Below are 20,880 nucleotides of genomic sequence, written 5' to 3' on the forward strand. Positions count from 1 at the left end.
TTTTTCCATGAAGATCGGTGTAATCGGTGGCGGCCAGCTGGGCCGCATGTTGGCATTGGCAGGTACGCCGCTGGGCATGAACTTCGCCTTTCTCGATCCCGCGCCGGATGCCTGTGCTGCTGCACTTGGCGAGCATCTGCGTGCCGATTACGGTGATCTGGATCATCTGCGTCAGTTGGCGGATGAAGTCGATCTGGTGACCTTCGAGTTTGAAAGCGTTCCGGCCGAGACCGTGGCGTTTCTGGCACAGTTCGTACCGGTCTATCCGAGCGCCGAAGCGTTGCGCATCGCGCGTGATCGCTGGTTCGAAAAGAGCATGTTCAAGGACCTGGGTATCCCGACGCCGGCATTCGCCGATATCCAGTCGCAGGCCGACCTGGATGCTGCAGTAGCCAGCATCGGTCTGCCTGCCGTGCTCAAGACCCGAACCCTGGGTTATGACGGCAAGGGCCAGAAAGTCCTGCGTTCGGCGGCCGATGTGGTCGACACATTCGCCGAGCTGGGCAGCGTGCCATGCCTGCTGGAGGGCTTCGTGCCGTTCACCGGTGAAGTGTCGTTGATTGCCGTGCGTGCGCGTGATGGCGAGACCCGGTTCTACCCACTGGTGCACAACACGCATGACAGCGGCATCCTGCGTCTGTCCATCGCCAGCACTGATCATCCTTTGCAGGCGTTGGCCGAAGACTACGCCGGCCGCGTCCTGAAGCAGCTGGATTACGTGGGCGTGCTGGCATTCGAATTCTTTGAGGTCGACGGTGGCCTGAAGGCCAACGAGATCGCGCCGCGCGTCCACAACTCCGGTCACTGGACCACCGAAGGCGCCGAGTGCAGCCAGTTCGAAAACCACCTGCGGGCGGTTGCCGGTCTGCCGTTGGGCTCCACAGCCAAGGTCGGCGAAAGTGCCATGCTCAACTTCATTGGCGAAGTGCCGGCAGTGGACAAGGTCGTCGCCGTCGAAGACTGCCACCTGCATCATTACGGCAAGGCGTTCAAGGCTGGCCGCAAGGTCGGACACGCCACGGTCCGCAGCTCTGACCGTGCCACGCTGGATCGTCAGGTGAAGCGGGTAGAGGCGCTGATCAAGGGCTGATCAGGCCCACGGCTAGCGTGCTGATGCTCCGCGTTGGCACGCAGTTTCAGGACACTCCGCGTCCTTTTGCGACGCGGAGCGTCGAGAACTGCATTCCCACGCAGAGCGTGCGGAACGAGCGCTTCTAACTGTCGTGCCTATGCTTCGCGTTGAAGCACTGTTCGAGACGCCTGGCCTCAGTTCAGGTAGGTTCAGCCCCGTCATTCATGAAGAATTTTCCACCCTGAAGCAAACTGGCCACTTCGCCGGAACCATTCCCTGTCGCTGTTCTCAGATAGCAGTAGGTCGGGGCTGCTATTAGCCCGGGCATATTCACTTAATACAGAGGGAAATGGCATGGGTATCATTGGAACCATCTTTATCGGCCTGATCGTTGGTCTGTTGGCTCGCTTTCTGAAGCCGGGCGACGACAGCATGGGCTGGATCATGACCATCGTGCTGGGTATCGCCGGTTCGCTCGCAGCCACTTATGGTGGTCAGGCGCTGGGTATCTATCAGGCAGGCGAGGGTGCAGGTTTCCTCGGCGCGCTGGTAGGTGCAATCATCCTGCTGGTTATCTACGGCATGATCAAAAAGAAATAACGCTTATGCGTCAGCCCTCTGTTTTACAGTGCGCAGAGGGCTAGAATGCTCGGCAACTGTCCACCCCTTTGCCGAGCTTTATCATGCGTCGCTTCCTGTTGATGACTCTTCTGCTGTTATCCGCGCTCTCCGGTCCCGCACACGCCCAGTTGCCGGAAACCGACTGGCTTGAGCTGATGCCCAAGTCCGATCAAAAAGCCCTCGAAGCCATGCCCGAGATTGACCACAATTCTCCGGAAGCCATGGGCACGTTCGACAGCAAGGGTGGGCTGAAGCAGAGCAAGGGTCTGCCTGCAGTCATGTATTCGACCAAAACCGTCCCGGCAATGAACGGCAAGACGATTCGTCTCGGCGGCTACCCTGTGCCTCTCGAAACCGACGCCAAGGGTCGCAGCACGCTGTTCTTCATCGTGCCTTATCCAGGCGCCTGCATCCACGTGCCGCCACCGCCGCCCAACCAGTTGGTGCTGGTGCGTTACCCCAAGGGTTTGAAACTGGATGATATCTACACACCACTGTGGGTAGAAGGCACCCTGAAAATCGAGAAGGTCAGTAACGACCTGGCCGATGCGGCGTATGCGATGGATGCGTCAAAGGTCCGTGTGGTGGTTGAGTCGGACCTTTGATGGGCTCGATCAATTGCTGATCAGAGCGCCTCGCTCCAGATACTCACACCCAGAACATGCATCTGGTCCGGAGCCAGCGTGACCACGTCGTCCAGCACGTTGGCGGTTTCGACGCAGACCATGCGCTGCCAGCCGTCTGCTGCCATGTCGGTGAACTTGCCGGTCTTTTCGATCCACGGGTTCCACAGAATGGCTGAGTTAGAGCCCGTGCTGCGGATGTGGATGCGTCGCTGCCACTCCGGATCGACGATGCTGAGCACGCCTGGCGTGTCCTTGTAGATGCGGTCGGTTTCGCCTGTGAAGGTCAGGTCGCCGCTCTGCTCGCGTTCTTCCCAGTTTGCCAGGGTTTCGATGTAACGCAGGCCGTCGAGCCCTTCGACGCTGACCTGACGTACATCGCTGACGGCGAAATAGGTGTGCAGCGCCTGGCTGATCACCACAGGTTCAGTGCCGCAGTTGTAGCTGACCAGACTGACATTCAGTGCGTGGTCCAGACGAATGCTCAGTTTCAGGGCGACGTTGTGCGGCCAGCCCGGCAAGTGGCCTTCGGCCTCGGGAAGCACGAATTCCACCAGCAGTGCGTCGCCATCTGCGCCAATACCCAACAACTGCCAGTCCAGCGCTCGCACTTCGCCATGCGCCTTGGCAGGCTCGCTGCTGTCGCGCATCGCCTGCACGCTTTGCGGGTTGCGCTCCAGATTGCCGAACCACGGCCAGCAGATCGGCATGCCTGCACGAATGGGTTTGCCGCGTTTGAAAACGGCCTCTTCGTTCAGCCACACCAGCGGCGGCTGCCCGGCTACTTGATAGCTGAGGATGTGTGCGCCTTGTTGCGCAACCAGCAGCTCAGCTTCGCCGTGGCAAATACGCCAGCAGTTCAGCTCATCGTAAAGGATGGATTCAACGGTGGGTTCAACCGGGGATGTTGGCATGCAAAGTTCTCACTCAATGACCGTGACGAAAATAGACCGCTTCATACAGGGCGAGTTTAACCGGGCAGCCAACCTGTGACCGAGCGACAAATTACCGTCGCGCGGGCACCGAGCGCGTCCGGCCGCTGGCATCTATGGCGACGAACACGAACGCAGCCTCCGTGACCTTGCGCCATTCGCTGGTGAGCGGGTCGTCGCTCCACACTTCGACCATCATCTTGATCGAGGTGCGTCCGACTTCCAGGGTGCGGGTATAGAAGGAAAGCTGTTCGCCGACCGCTACCGGGACCAGAAACGCCATGCGATCGATGGCGACGGTCGCCACACGGCCACCCGCGACTTTGCTGGCCATCGCTGTGCCTGCCAGGTCCATCTGGGACACCAGCCAGCCGCCAAAGATGTCGCCAAAGCCGTTGGTTTCGCGGGGAAGAGCGGTGATTTGCAGTGCAAGGTCGCCTTGCGGGGTTGGATCTTCTTGTTCGAGCTCGATCATGCCTAGGGTGCCTCTGACCCATGACTCTCATTATTGTATGTCGCGGTTAACAGGTGCCATTCAAAACCATGAGCATGAACATTATGTGTTCAGCGCCGGTGTGGCCCAAAGGGAAACTCTGCGAAACCCGCTGATTCAGACGTTTTCGCACAGCTTCCCAAGGCTGTTGACGACTTGCGAGTATATCGGGCGTTGCGTCATAGAACGACCGTGGGTCTTCATTTTGTGTCAGTGGCAGTTCTGCCATGTGTTTTTTGTAGCAATTTGCTATCTTGCTGGACCTCTACAGGTTACAAGACTGCCTGTACACGCAATTTTGGTGCCTATCTGCGCCGTTGCTCCCGACAATCGCTTCTGCACGGCACCCCGCAGCAGCCAGCGTTGCTGTCGCTCGCCCCTTTTCAAAGAACAAGCAAAGAGAAGCCTTGTCATGTCATCTGTTCCTCCAAGTTCCACGCAGCCTGCGCGGCCTCTGACTCGCAGCGATTACAAAACCCTTTCGCTGTCGGCCTTGGGTGGTGCGCTGGAGTTCTACGACTTCATCATTTTCGTGTTTTTCGCGGCGGTGGTCGGCAAACTGTTTTTCCCGGTGGACATGCCTGACTGGTTGCGCATGATGCAGACGTTCGGCATTTTCGCCGCCGGTTATCTGGCGAGGCCTCTGGGCGGCATTATCATGGCGCACTTTGGCGATCTGCTGGGGCGCAAGAAAATGTTCACGCTGAGCATTTTCATGATGGCGGTGCCGACGCTGATCATGGGTCTGCTGCCGACCTACGCGCAGATCGGCATGTGGGCGCCGATTCTGCTGCTGTTGATGCGCGTCATTCAAGGGGCCGCCATTGGCGGTGAAGTACCGGGCGCCTGGGTGTTCGTGTCCGAGCATGTGCCTGCCCGTCGTGTCGGGTATGCCTGCGGTACCCTGACCGCCGGCCTGACAGCGGGTATCCTGCTGGGCTCGCTGGTCGCTACGGCGATCAATAGCATCTATACCCCGATCGAGGTATCGGATTACGCATGGCGTATCCCTTTCCTGCTGGGTGGCGTGTTCGGCCTGATGTCGGTGTATCTGCGCCGCCTGCTGCATGAAACGCCGGTGTTTGCCGAGCTGCAACTGCGCAAGGCACTGGCCGAGGAGGTGCCGCTCAAGGCGGTACTGCGCGATCATCGTGGCGCCGTTGCGCTGTCGATGCTGATGACCTGGTTGCTGTCTGCCGGCATCATCGTCGTGATCCTGATGACGCCGACCATCCTGCAAACCATTTATGGCTTTCCAGCTGCCACGGCGCTGAAAGCCAATAGCCTGGCCATTGTCTTTCTGAGCGTGGGCTGTATCGCTGCGGGCGCACTGGCGGATCGTTTCGGCGCAGGCTGGGTGTTCCTGCTGGGCAGCGCAGGTTTGCTGATCAGTTCGTGGACGTTCTATCACATCCTCGGCAGCCATCCGGATGTGCTGTTCCCGCTGTATGCGGTGACGGGCCTGTTCGTCGGTACGATCGGCGCGGTTCCTTACGTCATGGTCAAGGCATTCCCGCCTGTGGTGCGCTTCTCGGGGCTGTCGTTCTCCTACAACCTGGCGTACGCGATATTCGGTGGCCTGACGCCGATGGTTGTGACCTTCATGCTCAAGAGCAGTCCGATGGGGCCGGCATGGTACGTCGCGATCCTCTGCGGCCTGGGCATGGCCATCGGCGTGTTTCTGCTGAGCCGAAAGCGCTGATCATCATCCGCTGTTGAATCGCTCGGGCACCGCTACAGCCAAAGGCTATCTACCTGCACAGGTCGATAGCCTTTTCATCTTATTGTCATAATCAATTCATAGAGTAGTCACAAGACTGGCCGAAAAAGGCTCGTGGACACCTACACACCCTGCCAGGAGCGCAAGGATGACACTCAAGCGTTTGATGACTGCACTGACCTTGGTTGCCGCCGGAGTGACGGCAGCCAATACGCTGGCTGCGGTCGACCCTGCCATCCAGGCCTATACCAAGACCTCCGGTGTGTCAGGCAATCTCTCCAGTGTCGGCTCCGATACCCTGGCAAATCTGATGACGCTGTGGGCCGAGGCCTACAAGAAAGAATACCCGAGCGTGAACATCCAGATTCAAGCCGCGGGTTCCTCTACAGCGCCACCCGCGCTGACCGAGGGCACGGCCAATCTGGGCCCGATGAGCCGCAAGATGAAAGACGGCGAGCTGTCGGCTTTCGAGCAGAAGCATGGCTACAAGCCGACCGCCATCCCGGTTGCGGTGGATGCCCTGGCGGTTTTCGTGCACAAGGACAACCCGATCAAGGGCCTGACCCTGCAGCAAGTGGACGCGATCTTTTCCGCGACCCGCCTGTGCGGTGCCAAGGCAGATGCGAAAACCTGGGGTGATGTCGGTGTGACCGGCGATCTGGCAGGCAAACCGATCCAGTTGTTTGGTCGTAACTCGGTGTCGGGCACTTACGGTTATTTCAAGGAAGAAGCCCTGTGCAAAGGCGACTTCAAGGCCAACGTCAACGAGCAGCCCGGCTCCGCTTCGGTGGTCAGCGCGATCAGCAACTCGCTTAACGGCATCGGTTACTCGGGCATCGGTTACAAGACATCCAACGTCAGGACGGTCCCGCTGGCGAAGAAGGAAGGGGGCGAGTTTGTCGAAGACAGCGAAGCCAATACCCTGAACGGCAGTTATCCACTGTCGCGCTTCCTTTATGTGTACGTGAACAAGGCGCCGAACCAGCCCCTGGCGCCGCTGGAAGCCGAATTTGTGAAACTGGTGCTGTCGAGACAGGGCCAGGAAGTGGTGATGAAGGATGGGTACATCCCACTCCCTGCCCGTGTCGTGGAGAAGACGCTGGCCGATCTTGGCCTGCAGGGCGCGAGCGGCGTGGTGTTAAAATAGTCACGCACGCGTTGCGAGCGAGGCTCAATGGACTGGCCTGCACACAAATTGAACAGTCCGCCGCCGGTTTCGCAGGCGGCGGGCTTTCTTGCGTCACCTTGCTGTAATGTTTCTGTCATAAAATGCGTCTACGGTGTGTGCGCATGAATGAGCTGTTCAAATCGACGATGGACCAGAGCTCGCCTCCAGCGCGTATTGATTTCAATACGCCCGCGATGGTGCGAAAGCGTCGTGTCCGTGCGTTGAAGGACCGGCTCACTCACTGGTACGTCGCCATTGGTGGCCTTGCCGTGCTGGCGGCCATCACGCTGATCTTCTTCTACCTTGCCTATGTGGTTGCGCCGCTTTTCAAAGGTGCCAGCCTGACCGCCAACCCTGCGCTGAATGCCGCCTGGCTGCCGGACGCCGGTGCGCCAATGATGATCACCATCGAAGAGCAGAACCAGATCGGCATGCGCATCTCCGACAAGGGCGAAGTGGTCTTTTTCAACATCGATGACGGCGCAGAGCTGCAGCGCATTGCCTTGCCGCTCCCCGCTGGCGTTTCCGTCGCGTCCATCGGCAAGGATCAGCCCGGTGCGCCATTGATAGCCCTGGGCTTGTCCAACGGTCAGGTGCTGGTGTTCAGGCACTCGTACTTGACGACCTACCCTAACGATCAAAAAACCATCACTCCGAGCGTGGCCTGGCCCTACGGCGAGGCACCCTTGGTGCTGGATCAGGCCGGGCGTGCGGTCGAGCATGTCACCGTCAGCTCCGATGGCGACAGCCTGAAGCTGGCAGGGGCGACCGGCACTCAGTTGCACGTCATCTCGCTCGAACAGAAAGAAAACATGATGACCGGCGAGATGACCCGCGAGCAGACGCGTGTCGAGTTGCCGCAGATGTCCGCTGCGGTCAAGGCGATCTACATTGACCCGCGCCAGCAATGGTTGTATGTCATCAACGGGCGCGCGCAGGCGGATGTGTTCAGCCTGCGCGATCGTAGCCTCAACGGCCGCTATAAATTGCTGGAAGACGGCAACGCCGAGATCACGGCGAGCGCTCAACTGGTTGGCGGCATCTCGCTGATCATCGGCAACTCCAAGGGCAGTATGTCCCAGTGGTTCATGGCCCGGGACACTGACGGCGAGCAGCGCCTGATGCGCATCCGCGATTTCAGCCTGGGCAGCGCACCTATCGTGCAGATCAAGGCCGAGCAGCGCCGCAAGGGCTTCATCGCTCTGGATGCTTCCGGCAAGTTGGGCGTATTCCACAGCACAGCGCACCGCACCCTGCTGATCGACAAGGTCGCCGAGGGGCCCGGCATTCTGGCGTTATCGCCACGCGCCAACAGGATTCTGATTGAAAGCGCTGGCAAGCTGCTGCCGCTGACGCTGGACAACCCGCACCCGGAAGTCTCCTGGAGTTCGCTGTGGGGCAAGGTCTGGTACGAGAGTTACGACGAGCCCAAGTACATCTGGCAGTCCACGGCGTCCAACTCCGATTTCGAGCCCAAGCTGAGCCTGGCACCGTTGACCTACGGCACACTGAAAGCGGCGTTCTACGCCATGCTGTTGGCCGCGCCGCTGGCCGTGGCTGCCGCGATCTATACCGCCTACTTCATGGCCCCTGGCATGCGCCGCAAGGTCAAGCCGGTGATCGAGTTGATGGAGGCGATGCCGACGGTGATTCTCGGCTTTTTTGCCGGATTGTTCCTGGCCCCGTATCTGGAAGGGCATCTGCCCGGCATCTTCAGCCTGTTGCTGCTCACGCCGATCGGCATTTTGTTGGCGGGCTTTTTCTGGACCCGCCTGCCTGATTCGCTTCGCTTGCGTATTCCCGATGGCTGGGAAGGCGCGATTCTGATTCCGGTCGTGCTGTTGGTGGGCTGGTTCTCGCTGAGCATGAGCCCGCTCCTGGAGAGCTGGTTCTTCGCCGGGGACATGAGCACCTGGATTCGCGACCACCTGGGTATCACCTACGATCAACGCAATGCGCTGGTGGTCGGTATCGCCATGGGGTTCGCGGTAATCCCCAACATTTATTCGATTGCCGAAGACGCCGTGTTCAGCGTGCCGCGCAGCCTCACGCTGGGTTCGCTGGCACTGGGCGCGACGCCGTGGCAGACCCTGACGCGGGTGGTGATCCTGACTGCCAGCCCCGGCATCTTTTCTGCCTTGATGATCGGCATGGGCCGGGCCGTGGGGGAAACCATGATTGTGCTGATGGCGACCGGCAATACGCCGATCATGGACATGAACCTGTTTGAAGGCATGCGTACGCTGGCGGCCAATGTCGCGGTGGAGATGCCGGAGTCGGAAGTGGGCGGCAGCCATTATCGGGTGCTGTTTCTGGCGGCGTTGGTGCTGTTGATGTTCACCTTCGTGATGAACACCCTCGCAGAGCTGATTCGTCAGCGTCTGCGCAAGCAATACTCGTCGCTGTAAGGAAGGTAGGCGTTGGTGAAGCGGAACTCCCTCAGGAACTGGTTCAAAAGTGGCGCCCCCGGCGTCTGGATGAGTGCGGGCGCCGTATCCATCGCTGTGATCATGACCATCGGCCTGTTGGCGGTGATCGCCGTGCGTGGCCTTGGGCATTTCTGGCCCGCCGATCTGGTGAGCGCACAGTATGCAGTCCCCAATCAGGAGTCGAGCGTTCTGGTCGGTGAGCGGGTCGAGCAGGAGCAAGTACCTCGTGCGCGCCTGAAAAGCGCGGGCCTGCCGGTGCCTGATCAAGGGCCGGAATTCATGACCCGCGAGCTGTTCAAGGTCGGCAATCGCGATCTCAACCCCAGTGACTTCAACTGGGTGGTAGGCGAATGGCTGACCGGGCAGAGCCGGCCTGCAGACCTGATGACGCTGGAGCGTCGCGAGTGGGGCAATTTCTACGGCTATCTGGTCAACGTCAAGGAAGGCGGGCGTGTCGTGGCCGAAGGCGACGCGGCCTGGCCGGTCCTGCAAGAGCGCATCAAGCGCGTCGAAAAGCTGGCTGACGAACTCTATACCCTGGAAAAGAAAGACATTGGTGCCATCAATCACGCTATTGAGCGCTTGCGCTTACAGGCCCGCAAGCTGGAACTCAATGGCCGGCTGGATGCCGCCGCGCAAGCGGACATGGCTGCCGAGCGGGCCGAGCTGGATGCGCGTTACAAGGTTATCGAGGCGCGTCTTGACGGGCTGCACCAGGCCTTTGATCGCGACAGCCTGACCGCGCGTGATGGCAACGGCAAAGAGATCGAAATCAGCCTGGGCAAAGTGGTGCGTGCCTATCAGCCCAATGCGATGGGCACGGTGACCAAGCTTGGCTTCTACTTCGAGAAGCTGTGGGAGTTTCTCAGCGCCGATCCACGCGAAGCCAACACCGAAGGCGGTATCTTCCCGGCGATCTTCGGCACGGTGATGATGACCCTGATCATGGCCGTGATCGTCACGCCGTTTGGCGTGCTGGCGGCGGTCTACCTGCGTGAGTACGCGCGCCAGGGTCCGGTTACCCGGCTGATTCGCATCGCGGTGAACAACCTCGCCGGTGTGCCTGCGATTGTCTACGGTGTGTTCGGTCTGGGGTTCTTCGTCTATGTGCTTGGCGGCTCGGTGGATCGGCTGTTCTTTCCTGAAGCGCTGCCTGCCCCGACGTTCGGTACGCCGGGCCTGCTATGGGCTTCGCTGACCCTGGCACTGCTCGCCGTGCCGGTGGTGATCGTGGCGACGGAAGAAGGGCTGGCGCGCATTCCGCTGACCTTGCGTGAAGGTTCGCTGGCACTGGGTGCAACCAAGGCCGAGACGCTGTGGAAAATCGTACTGCCAATGGCCAGCCCGGCGATGATGACCGGGCTCATCCTCGCGGTGGCGCGTGCCGCCGGCGAGGTTGCGCCTTTGATGCTGGTGGGCGTCGTCAAGCTGGCGCCGTCGCTGCCGCTGGACGGCAACTATCCTTATCTGCACCTCGATCAGAAGATCATGCACCTTGGCTTCCACATTTACGACGTCGGCTTCCAGAGCCCCAACGTCGAGGCCGCACGCCCGCTGGTGTATGCCACCGCGCTGCTGCTGGTACTGGTCATCGCCTTGCTCAATCTGTCAGCGGTGAGCATCCGTAATCATTTGCGGGAAAAGTATAAGGCGCTCGACAATTGATCCCGAATTCGCCCTTTGGCAAACGCGGCCGTTCGATGACGCGAACCGTTCGCACAGGAGCAATCCATGCAGCATGAAAGCCCGACGAGTGGCATGAACATGTCGGCCCTGAGACGGCACAAGCACAGCCTGGATCTGGCCGACGAAAGCGTGGCCATCGAAGTGCCGGGGCTGAATCTGTTCTATGGCGACAAGCAGGCGCTGTTTGATATCGCCCTGAATATCCCGAAGCAGAAGGTGACCTCGTTCATCGGTCCGTCCGGGTGTGGCAAATCGACGTTGTTGCGCTGCTTCAACCGCATGAACGACCTGGTCGATGGTTGCCGGGTCGAAGGCGCGATCAACCTGTACGGGCACAACATCTACACCAAGGGCGAGGAAGTCGCCGAGTTGCGTCGCCGCGTCGGCATGGTGTTTCAGAAGCCCAATCCGTTCCCCAAGACGATTTATGAAAACGTGGTCTACGGGCTGCGCATTCAGGGGATCAACAAGAAGCGCGTGCTCGATGAAGCTGTCGAGTGGGCGCTGAAAGCCGCTGCGCTCTGGGATGAAGTCAAGGATCGACTGCATGAGTCGGCATTGGGTTTATCCGGGGGGCAGCAGCAGCGTCTGGTCATTGCCCGAACGATCGCCGTGGAGCCGGAAGTCCTGCTGCTCGACGAACCCTGTTCGGCACTCGATCCGATTTCGACCCTCAAAGTCGAAGAACTGATCTACGAACTGAAATCGAAATACACCATTGTGATCGTTACCCACAACATGCAGCAGGCGGCTCGGGTGTCGGATTACACCGCGTTTATGTACATGGGCAAACTTGTCGAGTTCGGTGATACGGATACCTTGTTCACCAACCCGGCAAAAAAACAGACAGAAGACTACATCACCGGTCGTTACGGGTAGTACGTGCTTCGTCAGCCCTGAACCACCGCTGCGTTTTCGCAATTAACCGGACGTTCCAAGGACACCCAGCATGATCCACAAAGACAGCCATACGCATCACATTTCCCAACAGTTCAACGCTGAACTCGAAGACGTTCGCAGCCATTTGCTCGAAATGGGTGGCCTGGTCGAGAAGCAGGTGAACGATTCGGTCACGGCGCTGATCGAGGCCGACTCTGGCCTTGCCCAACGTGTTCGCGAAGTCGACGACCGGATCAATCAGATGGAGCGCAGCATCGACGAAGAATGTCTGCGCATTCTGGCGCGTCGCCAGCCTGCAGCGTCCGACCTGCGCCTGATCATCAGCATTTCCAAGTCGGTGATCGACCTGGAGCGCATTGGTGATGAAGCGACCAAGATCGCGCGCCGTGCCATCAAGCTCTGCGAAGAGGGCGAGGCACCACGCGGTTACGTCGAAGTGCGTCACATCGGCGATCAGGTGCGCAACATGGTGCGCGATGCGCTGGACTCGTTCGCCCGTTTCGACGCCGAGCTGGCCCTGTCGGTTGCGCAGTACGACAAGACCATCGACCGCGAGTACAAGACGGCCCTGCGCGAGCTGGCGACCTACATGATGGAAGATCCACGCTCGATCTCCCGGGTCCTGGACGTCATCTGGGTGCTGCGCTCTCTGGAGCGAATCGGCGACCATGCGCGCAACATTTCCGAGCTGGTGATCTACCTGGTGCGCGGGACCGACGTGCGGCACATGGGTCTCAAGCGCATGAAGGAAGAAGTGCAGGGTATATCGAGCGAAACCGCTAATGTTCCGGGCAACGCTGACGATAAGTAAGATTGCCTGCGAGAAAAACGCCCAGCACGCGCTGGGCGTTTTTCGTTGCGCAGATCAGTATTTCCCGTCGCCTGCGGATTAAATGCCGCGGCGCAGTCAATCAATATGGCAGTTGGCTATCAGTCAACGCTATGCTTGCCGAAACAAAGGGCGTGTTGGCATACCGCAGTTCGCCTCCAGGTGAACACGCCCGCAGGAGCGTCGATGAGTAAGGTCAGTGTATTGGTGGTGGATGACGCGACTTTCATTCGCGACTTGGTCAAGAAAGGGCTGCGCAATTATTTCCCCGGGATTCATACCGAGGACGCGGTCAATGGTCGCAAGGCTCAGACGTTGCTGGGCAAAGAGGCGTTCGACCTGATTCTGTGCGACTGGGAAATGCCCGAAATGTCCGGCCTGGAGCTGTTGACATGGTGCCGTGAGCAAGACAATTACCTGAGAACCGTCCCGTTCATCATGGTGACCAGCCGTGGCGACAAGGAAAACGTCGTGCAGGCCATTCAGGCCGGTGTGACCGATTTTGTCGGCAAGCCGTTCACCAATGAACAGCTGCTGACCAAGGTCAAGAAAGCGCTGGCAAAAGTCGGCAAGCTCGACGCCGTCATGTCCACAGCCCCGGCACGCATGAACTCGCCGCTCAATGACTCACTGAGTGCATTGACCGGTGGCAAGGCCGAAGTGGTTCGTGCCGCGCCTGCTGCAGCCGCGGCCGCAGCCCCCAGGCCCGCCCCTGCACCCGTCAGATCGGCACAGCCGACCGGTCGCGGCCAGGGCCAGTTGCGCCTGCCCAACGGCACTCAGTCATGCGTGATCAAGGCCCTCACCCTGAAAGACGCCACACTGGTGATTCGCGTCAGCGAAAACCTGCCACAGGTACTCGACAGCGCGGTGCTGGACCTTGAGCAGGGCGAGGACAACGAGGTTGCACGCCTGAACGGCTATCTGCACTCCGTCGCCGCCTTTGAGCAGAAGCCGGACAGCGAATGGCTGCAAGTGACCTTCCGCTTTGTCGATCACGACGCGCAGAAGCTCGATTACCTGTCGCGTCTGATTGCTCGTGGCACGGCGCAGAAGCACTTCATCCCGGGCGCCTGACCTCCACCTGCCGCTGATCTGAATGGCATGCCGGCGCTGCGTTGGCGTGCAGCTTACAGTCAGCGACGTTGTTTCCTGCCTGTTCGATACAGATGTGCTTCTTTCGCGGTAGCGCAGGGTTCTATTTAGTTTTTCCAGTCGCATGAAAATGCAAATACCTACTGGAAAAACCCCCAATGACGCTCAACCCGCTGCAATCAACCCCAGGCACTGCAACTGCCCACCCCGCATCTGTCGTGACCAGGCGCTCTGCCTTGCGTCTGTTCTGCGAGGCCCTTGTCGGGCTGACACCGGATGCCGAATACCGCGATAACGCACTGCTCAGTTCGCTCGATGAGCGGCTGGCCAAGCCCGACATACAGGCCTCGGTAGCGCTCAGACTGGCGGCGATACCCGCCAATGAATGGCCCGACAGTGACCTGCAGGTCGATCCTTCGACGGCGATGTCGTTGGCTACCCGTGGCGAGTATCTGCGCCGGCTCGCGGCCCATGTGGTCAATCCCGGTAACGCACGCTGGCTTGACGCCGCTATCCGCGACGCCACCCTGGTACCGGGCATGCGCACGCTTTCTCTGGCGATCAGCCTCAGGTCCGAGCATTCAGGATTATCATTCGAGTCGCTGATAGCGCTTGCTGCCCTGTTGCTGATGCCGGCGTTGCATTCAAGCAGCGAGCCGGACAAGTCGCTGCCCAGCGCTCATAGCCTTGATGTGGATGTCCCGGCGCTTGAGGTCTGGAGCACGGTGCGGCATCTCGATTACCTGTTTCAACAATCAGGTATCGAGCTGCTGTGCGAGCTTGATGCCACGGAAAGCTATCTGCGGTTCAGCCCCCACGACACCTGGTCTGCCTTGAGCCAGACCGCCCAGTTCAAATCGCTCTTCGCACCGCTGCTGGGTTACATGGACTGGTACGGAGGGCGGCCTGGAGAACAGGCGTCGCCGCGCATTACGCAGGCGCTCGCCGGGCGAGTGATCGCTGATCGGGTTGCGGCGACTGTGCAGCTCGATGGCGAGCCGCTGGACGTTGCCCTGCGCCGCGGCTGGGTGTGTGAATACAGCCATGTCCAGCTTTACGACAGGGTTCGTCAGTTGATTCGTGCGCACTATCCGCAGGCGCGTTCCAGCACCCTCGACATGCTGTGTTACCTGTTTTTACGCGAGGTGATGCCTGAGCTTCTGGTGGCGAGTGTCCCCGATCATCTTCAATACGGGCGCTCGTTGCAAAGTGTGGCGCTGATTCACAGCGTTGCGCTGGTCGAGGCGCTGACGCCAGGTCTGTCGCAAATCGCACCTTATGATGAGCTGGTCAGGGTCAGTGCGGGTCTGGCTCAGTCGAGCGATGCCGGGATTCATGCCTTGTGGGCGCGCACGCTGGTGGTCCCGGCCTTGCGCTACGCCACTGCGCAGGGCGTTATTCAAGGGGCGGGCACTGACGATGTACATCAGGCAACCGCCGGGCAGATCAGTCAGGCGCTGGCTTTTCTGAATAATCAGCAGGCGTTGCATGCGGAGGAGTTGAACAGCCTGCTGGGAATAAAGCCTGCGGACCGAAAGAAGCTGGCGCACCAGATGCTGGAGAAAGCAGGCGTCGATCAGCGGCTGTGGGATCAGAGCATCAAGATCGATCACTGGCCAATATTGCAGGCGCACGGGTTTACGGTGGCAGCATCCTACTCCCTGGATCGTGTGATAGCCGCTGGCAAGCCGCAAGCGACGGTTGTCGAGCTGCTGATGATGGGCGAGGTGTATATCGAGGGGCAGCCTACGATTCCCGATGCCTACGCCAGTGCTTTTGATCGGTTTCAGCAATCGCTGGTCAGTGCACAAGCCCGCATCATCAGGCGACTGTTGTCCGAAATGCAGGCGCAGCATCGAAATACCCTGTTGAACTCGACTTGCGAGGTCAGTCGGGTGCGATTCGGCGCACAAGAGGGCACGCAGGGGCTCTTCATTCGATGCCAGCAAGGCGACCACCGCAGCGACTTTCACGGTCACTCGGTGAACGAGCGTTTTTTCGAGCTGATACCGGCAGCCGGTGTAGCCGGTGAGGTGCATCAAGCCTTCACCTATGAGGTCGAGGGTGTCACGTGGTCGGGCACTATTCCGATTACCGAAGCGCTCAGCCGCAAACAGGCTCACCAGCGGCGTATCGAAAAAGCCAGCGTTACGCCCTTATGGCCAATGGACAGCGACGCTTACCTCAACGGCACCGTTTCACGCTCCGCGATCGCTTATCACCGACCGCAGCCAGGAACGCTGGTGCCCTCCGGCGACTTGATCTTCCAGGCCGATGCCGATCAGCAAAGCGCTTTGGAACATCTGGCGAACAAGGCCGCAGCACATTTGCTTGACCGGTTTTTCGAGCAAAGCAAGGCGCTGCATCTGCATGAGACGGAATGGGAAAAAATCTGGGCCAGGGAGCGCGAGTTCGCTGACATGGCTGCGCGGCTGATCATTCCTTTTTATGGCTGCATCAAGGACCTGGCCAGCGGTGATCGGTCTGGCAGCGTGGTCCTCGACTGCGTGACGGATCTGGCTTTCGCGCTGATTCCGCTTGGACAGTTCGCCGGCTCGACGGCTCGAATCATCCTGCGGGCTGGCGAAATGAGTGTCGAGTCAGTCGCCAGACTCACCGGCAAGGCAGTCAGCACATTGATCGGCGGCCTGGCAGAGCAGAGTGCCGTGTTCGCCGTGCGAGACCTGGGGCGGTGTGGATTGAAACTGGGCGTGCGTGGCTGGTCTGCACTGCTGGAGGAGGTGCCGTCGCTGCGCACCGTGTTTTCATCTCAGTCACTGCTCGATACCGTCTTCGGTCTGGACAAAGGCATGTATCGACTCGCCGACAGCGTGGCAACGCCACTGCCGGTGAATGTGGAGTCTGTGGACAGGGTCGTGATGGTCGATGGCAGACGCGATGTGGCTGTACGCGATGTCGGTACCGCGCAACAGCCGGACTTGAGGCTTTGCGATCCGCGATCCGACGCAGTATTCGGGAAAAGACTGACGCCCCTGTCGCAGAACAATCTCACGGAGTTTTCAGTTTTTTCAGCGCAGGAGCGTATAGGCCCCGAGCATTACCCGGCCATCGCGCCGGTTATCCCGGTCGGTGAGGGGGCCTGTGAGATACGAATCGTCGAAGGCTGTAAGGTGCAGACCATCGAGAGGGAGGAGGGGGTATTCGATATCCTCGTGGATGAGCGGATCTACCACCTCGACACCCACGCCCACGATGCGGCGCTGCGCACGTTGGCGGTCGAGAGGCTTTCTCGACGTTCCGCTTCGTTGCAGGAAAACGAAGCGGTCTGTCGGGTTCGACGTAACCTGATACAGGCTCCCTGCAGCCACGGTGTGAAGCTGATAACGCCTGCGCCAGAGCCGATAAGCGAAGGCTCTACGTCCCCCACACGCACTGGCAAATATCCGAGTAATGCGATGGACGCCCGCGAATTCGGCCTGGCCCGACTGTCGCTGGGTGCCGACTCCACGATTCCGGACATTGATGTCTTCGTCAACGAAGGCAAGTTCTGCAAATGGGCTGATACCGCTGAACCCTCCGCCTCCACCTCGACGCAAGCACCTGCGGGAAAAGGGGTCGTAGCGCTTTCCGACGCCGAGCGAGCGCTCTTTGCGTTGCCCGAGACGCCAGTTTACTTGTCAGAGTTTTCTGGTGCGCTGACGGAGAAAGGGCTTTTGGGGCTGCCGGAAAACTTCCCGTTGCAAGACGCCTTCTGGATATATGTGCACATACCTGTCATCGAGCTCGGGCCTATCGCATCGGGCATCGCAGATGCCCGAACCCTGCGTGGTATCCGGCTGGATACGGAGAGCGTGCCCTGGATTTATATCGAGCCGGACACAGGCGTTTTCTACAAGGCTGCCATCACCGGGAGTGGGCTCGAGTTGAAGTTTTCCCGTGTGACCGATGTGGCGCAGATCAACGAGTACATCAGAGTTTCCGAACAGTATCGACTGGTTCGTGAGCTTCCCGATGCCGAGCAGGACCAGGAAAATATTGCACGTCTGCTGTTTGACCTGCTGGACGATTCCACGCGCGACGAATGGCTTGTGTCCTGGGCAGAACCCGTCAAGAACTACAACGACTATGTGCAGTGGTGCATGGCTAATCAGAAGCCGAATGATCTCCTGCGATTTGCCGCGAATATCATGTCTGGCGAGGATATTCAGAAGAAATTCGTTGAACTGGCCAGGAACAGCATTCCGGATTTCAAAAAAATCACCCAGCGAAGCCTGCCGGAACAGCAGCATATTGTCGAAGTGCTCAATCACCTGCTGCCGACACAGGGTTCTCCGATCAAATGGGAGAGGTTGAACCTGGAAAGTATCGTGATGCCCAATGCACCCAAACGAATAATGAAGCAGGTCAGGGGCGCCAATCTGTCTTTTCTGCAGGCTTACACCGAGTCGGGCGAGCGGATCGTCTACTACGCGCTTTCCGGAGGCAAAAAAGCCCGGGACCTGAAGCTGCAGCCAGACGTCGCCGAGCAAACCGAGCGGGTCATCGACGGGGTGATCTACTGTGATGCAAGGGCCCGCATGGCCGGGCGTCAGCCTGATCCGGGTTTTACCAGTTTGCCGGTCATCAGGGACGTCGATCATCTGGTGGTCAGGAAATTCGGGCGTCACCTCGATTCTGAAAGGCTGATTGCGACGATCTTCAAGGAAGATATGGCGTCTACCAGCCTGACCCATATCAAGGTGTTCACCGTGATGGAAACCTGCCGCTCTTGTGGCGGATTCGTTTTGCCCCGCTTGAAACTCGACTTTCCCGAGGCGCACTTTTCCGTGACGTACCTCAAGCCTTATCAGGCCTCCTGACCGAGTCAGCCTTGCGCGGTGTGACACGACACCGCGTACCGGGCCTCTGGCGTGCCTTCCTTGACGCTTCATTGATGTCCGATTGATACCCTTGCATCCTCTTCTGCCTGCAAGGCTGCTAGGCTTGGCACCCAGTGCCCTTGAACCCGACCCATCCCGATGCTTGAACGCCTGCTTATCCTGTTTGCCCTGATGTTGACTGTGCAGTCGGCCGGGGCTGTCACGATTTATAAGTTCACCGATGCCGATGGCGTGGTGTCCTTTTCGGACCGGCCGACGCCCGGCGCATCGGTCATGGTGTTTCGGGACCGCATGGTCGAGCGTATCGACGGCCAGGTGCATTTGAGTGTCAGGCGTGAAAAGGGCGTACACAGCCTGTACGTGCGCAACGATCTGTACGCCCCGGTCGAAGTTGAACTCAAGCTCTCCAGTGTGACCAACGTGCTGGGGGTGTCTGGCTCGTCAGCGACGCTGCGCCGCACGATCCCTGCGCGCAGCAACCAGCGCGTGGTGGTCTTGAGCCCCAAGGTGGGGAGCAAGCCGATGAACTACGCCTCGGTGCTGAGTTCGACCCTGGGTGATCCCAAGGGCTCGGTGCAGGCCTATAAATACCCGCTGCCGTGGATTGGCGGGCCGTTTCGCCTGACTCAGGGACCGAATGGCAGATACAGCCATTACGGCGTCAAGGGGCGCTATGCAATGGACATCGCCATGCCGGAGGGGACGCCGATCATTGCCGCGCGCGGCGGTACGGTGGTGAAGATCGAAAACAGCCAGTCAGGGCGGGGCTCGAATGCGTCAGGCAACTTTGTGCGCATTCTGCACGAGGACGGCACGATGGGCGTCTACCTGCACCTCATGCGCGGCTCAGTGAGTGTCAGGGAAGGTCAACGGGTCAGCGTCGGAACAGCACTGGCGCGGTCGGGCAACACCGGCAACAGCACCGGCCCGCACCTGCACTTCGTCGTGCAGCGCAACTCGGGCAATGAACTGATCTCGATCCCCTACGAATTCGCCACCCCCGTGCAGAGCCTGCCCAACTTCGCCGTCGGCGGGAATTGAGGGGGAGCCATTCGTAGCTCCACGCCCTGCGTCCGATCCTGAACAGGCGGCGCTGATCGGTCAGTCCAGCTTCAGCACCTTGGCCAGGACGATTTTCGGGCCTTTCATCTTTTTGATGATGATGCGCAGGCCTTCCACTTCCAGTTGTTCCTCTTCTTCCGGCACACGCTTGAGCGTGTCGTAGATCAAACCGGCCAGTGTCTCGGCTTCAATGTGATCCAGGTCGATGCCCAGCAGGCGCTCGATCTTGAACAATGGCGTATCACCGCGTACCAGCAGTTTGCCCGGCTGATAGGCAAGAATGCCGCGTTCCACCTTGCGGTGTTCGTCCTGGATGTCGCCCACCAGTACTTCGAGCACGTCTTCCATGGTCAGGTAGCCCACGATCTTGCCGTCGGCTTCTTCCACCACGGCGAAGTGCGCGCCACCCTTGCGGAACTGCTCAAGCAACTGCGACAGCGGCATGTGCCGGGAAACACGTTCCAGCGGGCGGGTCAGCTCGGCGAGGTTGAACGATTCCGGAATATGGTCCAGCGCTGCCAGCTCCAGCAGCAGGTCCTTGATGTGCAGCAGCCCGACGAACTCGCCACGTTCAGCGTCATACAGCGGATAACGGCTGAATTTGTGACGGCGGAACAAGGCGAGGATTTCCTTGAGCGGCGCGTTGAAGTCCAGCGACACCATGTCTTCGCGGGAGTTGGCCCAGTCGACCACTTCCAGCTCGCCCATTTCCACCGCCGACGCCAGCACGCGCATGCCCTGATCGCTGGGGTCCTGGCCACGGCTGGAGTGCAGGATCAGTTTCAGCTCGTCGCGGCTGTAGCTGTGTTCATGGTGCGGGCCGGGCTCACCCTGGCCGGCGATGCGCAGAATGGCGTTGGCGCTGGCATTGAGCAGGTAGATGGCCGGGTACATCAACCAATAGAAGAAGTACAACGGCGCCGCTGTCCACAGCGACAGCAGCTCCGGCTTGCGGATCGCCCAGGATTTGGGGGCCAGCTCGCCGATCACGATGTGCAGATAGGAAATGATGAAGAAGGCGGTAAAGAACGACACGCCCTTGATCAATTCCGGAGTGTCCACGCCCACCGCCGCGAGCAACGGCTCCAGCAGGTGCGCGAAGGCCGGTTCACCGACCCAGCCCAGGCCCAGAGAGGCGAGGGTGATACCCAACTGGCAGGCCGAAAGGTAGGCATCCAGCTGGCCATGGACCTTGCGCAGAATGTGCCCGCGCCAGCCGTTCTTGTCGGCAATGGCTTCAACCTTGGTCGAGCGCAGTTTGACCATGGCGAACTCTGCCGCAACGAAAAAACCGTTGAGCAGGACCAGGAACAAAGCAAACAGAATCATGCCGAAATCGGCGAAGAGTGAAGACAGGTTAAAGCTAGGGGAAGGGTCCATGATGGGGTTTTGCAGGGTCCGTATTAACA

The 20,880-nt window shown here is 59.6% G+C and carries 15 protein-coding genes; 12 read left to right on the forward strand and 3 right to left on the reverse strand.

Going from position 1 to position 20,880, the window contains the following annotated elements; translation table 11 throughout:
- Window positions 1-7: 7 nt before the first annotated feature.
- From V476_RS11985 to V476_RS11995, 3 genes are all read left to right on the forward strand, one after another.
- On the forward strand, window positions 8-1,090 hold the full coding sequence (locus V476_RS11985) for a 5-(carboxyamino)imidazole ribonucleotide synthase (RefSeq protein WP_024960009.1): 1,083 nt from the start codon (window positions 8-10) through the stop codon (window positions 1,088-1,090).
- A gap of 336 nt (window positions 1,091-1,426) precedes the next feature.
- Window positions 1,427-1,672, forward strand: coding sequence for a GlsB/YeaQ/YmgE family stress response membrane protein (locus V476_RS11990; RefSeq protein WP_002555896.1), 246 nt, complete (start codon window positions 1,427-1,429; stop codon window positions 1,670-1,672).
- 83 nt (window positions 1,673-1,755) lie between these two features.
- The gene (locus V476_RS11995; RefSeq protein ID WP_003316084.1) at window positions 1,756-2,298 is read left to right on the forward strand and encodes a DUF3299 domain-containing protein; all 543 of its coding nucleotides are present in this window, start codon (window positions 1,756-1,758) and stop codon (window positions 2,296-2,298) included.
- A gap of 20 nt (window positions 2,299-2,318) precedes the next feature.
- Here V476_RS11995 and V476_RS12000 read toward each other — a convergent pair whose 3' ends face one another.
- Complete coding sequence (locus tag V476_RS12000; protein WP_003401266.1) at window positions 2,319-3,230, reverse strand: D-hexose-6-phosphate mutarotase; 912 nt, start codon at window positions 3,228-3,230, stop codon at window positions 2,319-2,321.
- 91 nt (window positions 3,231-3,321) lie between these two features.
- A complete protein-coding gene (locus tag V476_RS12005) occupies window positions 3,322-3,723 on the reverse strand; it encodes an acyl-CoA thioesterase (RefSeq protein ID WP_003316086.1) in 402 nt (133 codons plus the stop codon).
- A gap of 430 nt (window positions 3,724-4,153) precedes the next feature.
- Here V476_RS12005 and V476_RS12010 point away from each other — a divergent pair, with 430 nt between their 5' ends.
- The 9 genes from V476_RS12010 (at window position 4,154) to V476_RS12050 (ending at window position 19,450) form a co-directional block, all read left to right on the forward strand.
- Window positions 4,154-5,443, forward strand: coding sequence for an MFS transporter (locus V476_RS12010; RefSeq protein ID WP_024960010.1), 1,290 nt, complete (start codon window positions 4,154-4,156; stop codon window positions 5,441-5,443).
- Window positions 5,444-5,609: 166 nt separating this feature from the next.
- Window positions 5,610-6,608 (forward strand): phosphate ABC transporter substrate-binding protein PstS, encoded by a 999-nt coding sequence (locus V476_RS12015; RefSeq protein WP_024960011.1) that lies wholly within the window; start codon window positions 5,610-5,612, stop codon window positions 6,606-6,608.
- Window positions 6,609-6,751: 143 nt separating this feature from the next.
- Window positions 6,752-9,037 carry an ABC transporter permease subunit gene (locus tag V476_RS12020; RefSeq protein ID WP_024663070.1) on the forward strand — a complete coding sequence of 762 codons (2,286 nt, stop codon included), beginning with the start codon at window positions 6,752-6,754 and terminating at the stop codon, window positions 9,035-9,037.
- A gap of 69 nt (window positions 9,038-9,106) precedes the next feature.
- Window positions 9,107-10,723 carry a phosphate ABC transporter permease PstA gene (gene pstA / locus V476_RS12025; protein WP_174518583.1) on the forward strand — a complete coding sequence of 539 codons (1,617 nt, stop codon included), beginning with the start codon at window positions 9,107-9,109 and terminating at the stop codon, window positions 10,721-10,723.
- A gap of 66 nt (window positions 10,724-10,789) precedes the next feature.
- The gene (gene pstB / locus V476_RS12030; RefSeq protein WP_003316092.1) at window positions 10,790-11,623 is read left to right on the forward strand and encodes a phosphate ABC transporter ATP-binding protein PstB; all 834 of its coding nucleotides are present in this window, start codon (window positions 10,790-10,792) and stop codon (window positions 11,621-11,623) included.
- Window positions 11,624-11,693: 70 nt separating this feature from the next.
- Window positions 11,694-12,455 carry a phosphate signaling complex protein PhoU gene (phoU, locus tag V476_RS12035; RefSeq protein WP_003340338.1) on the forward strand — a complete coding sequence of 254 codons (762 nt, stop codon included), beginning with the start codon at window positions 11,694-11,696 and terminating at the stop codon, window positions 12,453-12,455.
- A gap of 204 nt (window positions 12,456-12,659) precedes the next feature.
- On the forward strand, window positions 12,660-13,550 hold the full coding sequence (locus tag V476_RS12040) for a response regulator (RefSeq protein ID WP_024683545.1): 891 nt from the start codon (window positions 12,660-12,662) through the stop codon (window positions 13,548-13,550).
- Between the two features lie 176 nt (window positions 13,551-13,726).
- Entirely contained in the window at window positions 13,727-18,388 is a 4,662-nt protein-coding gene (locus V476_RS12045; RefSeq protein WP_024960013.1) for a deaminase domain-containing protein, read from the forward strand.
- 159 nt (window positions 18,389-18,547) lie between these two features.
- Window positions 18,548-19,450 (forward strand): peptidoglycan DD-metalloendopeptidase family protein, encoded by a 903-nt coding sequence (locus tag V476_RS12050; protein ID WP_003316096.1) that lies wholly within the window; start codon window positions 18,548-18,550, stop codon window positions 19,448-19,450.
- A 60-nt stretch (window positions 19,451-19,510) separates the two neighbouring features.
- On the opposite strand, the gene V476_RS12055 is transcribed toward V476_RS12050, so the two are convergent.
- Window positions 19,511-20,851 carry a hemolysin family protein gene (locus V476_RS12055; RefSeq protein WP_003316097.1) on the reverse strand — a complete coding sequence of 447 codons (1,341 nt, stop codon included), beginning with the start codon at window positions 20,849-20,851 and terminating at the stop codon, window positions 19,511-19,513.
- Between the last annotated feature and the right edge of the window lie 29 nt (window positions 20,852-20,880).

Origin of the sequence: Pseudomonas syringae KCTC 12500 (assembly GCF_000507185.2) — a bacterium.
In the GTDB taxonomy this organism is placed as follows: Bacteria; Pseudomonadota; Gammaproteobacteria; order Pseudomonadales; family Pseudomonadaceae; genus Aquipseudomonas; species Aquipseudomonas syringae.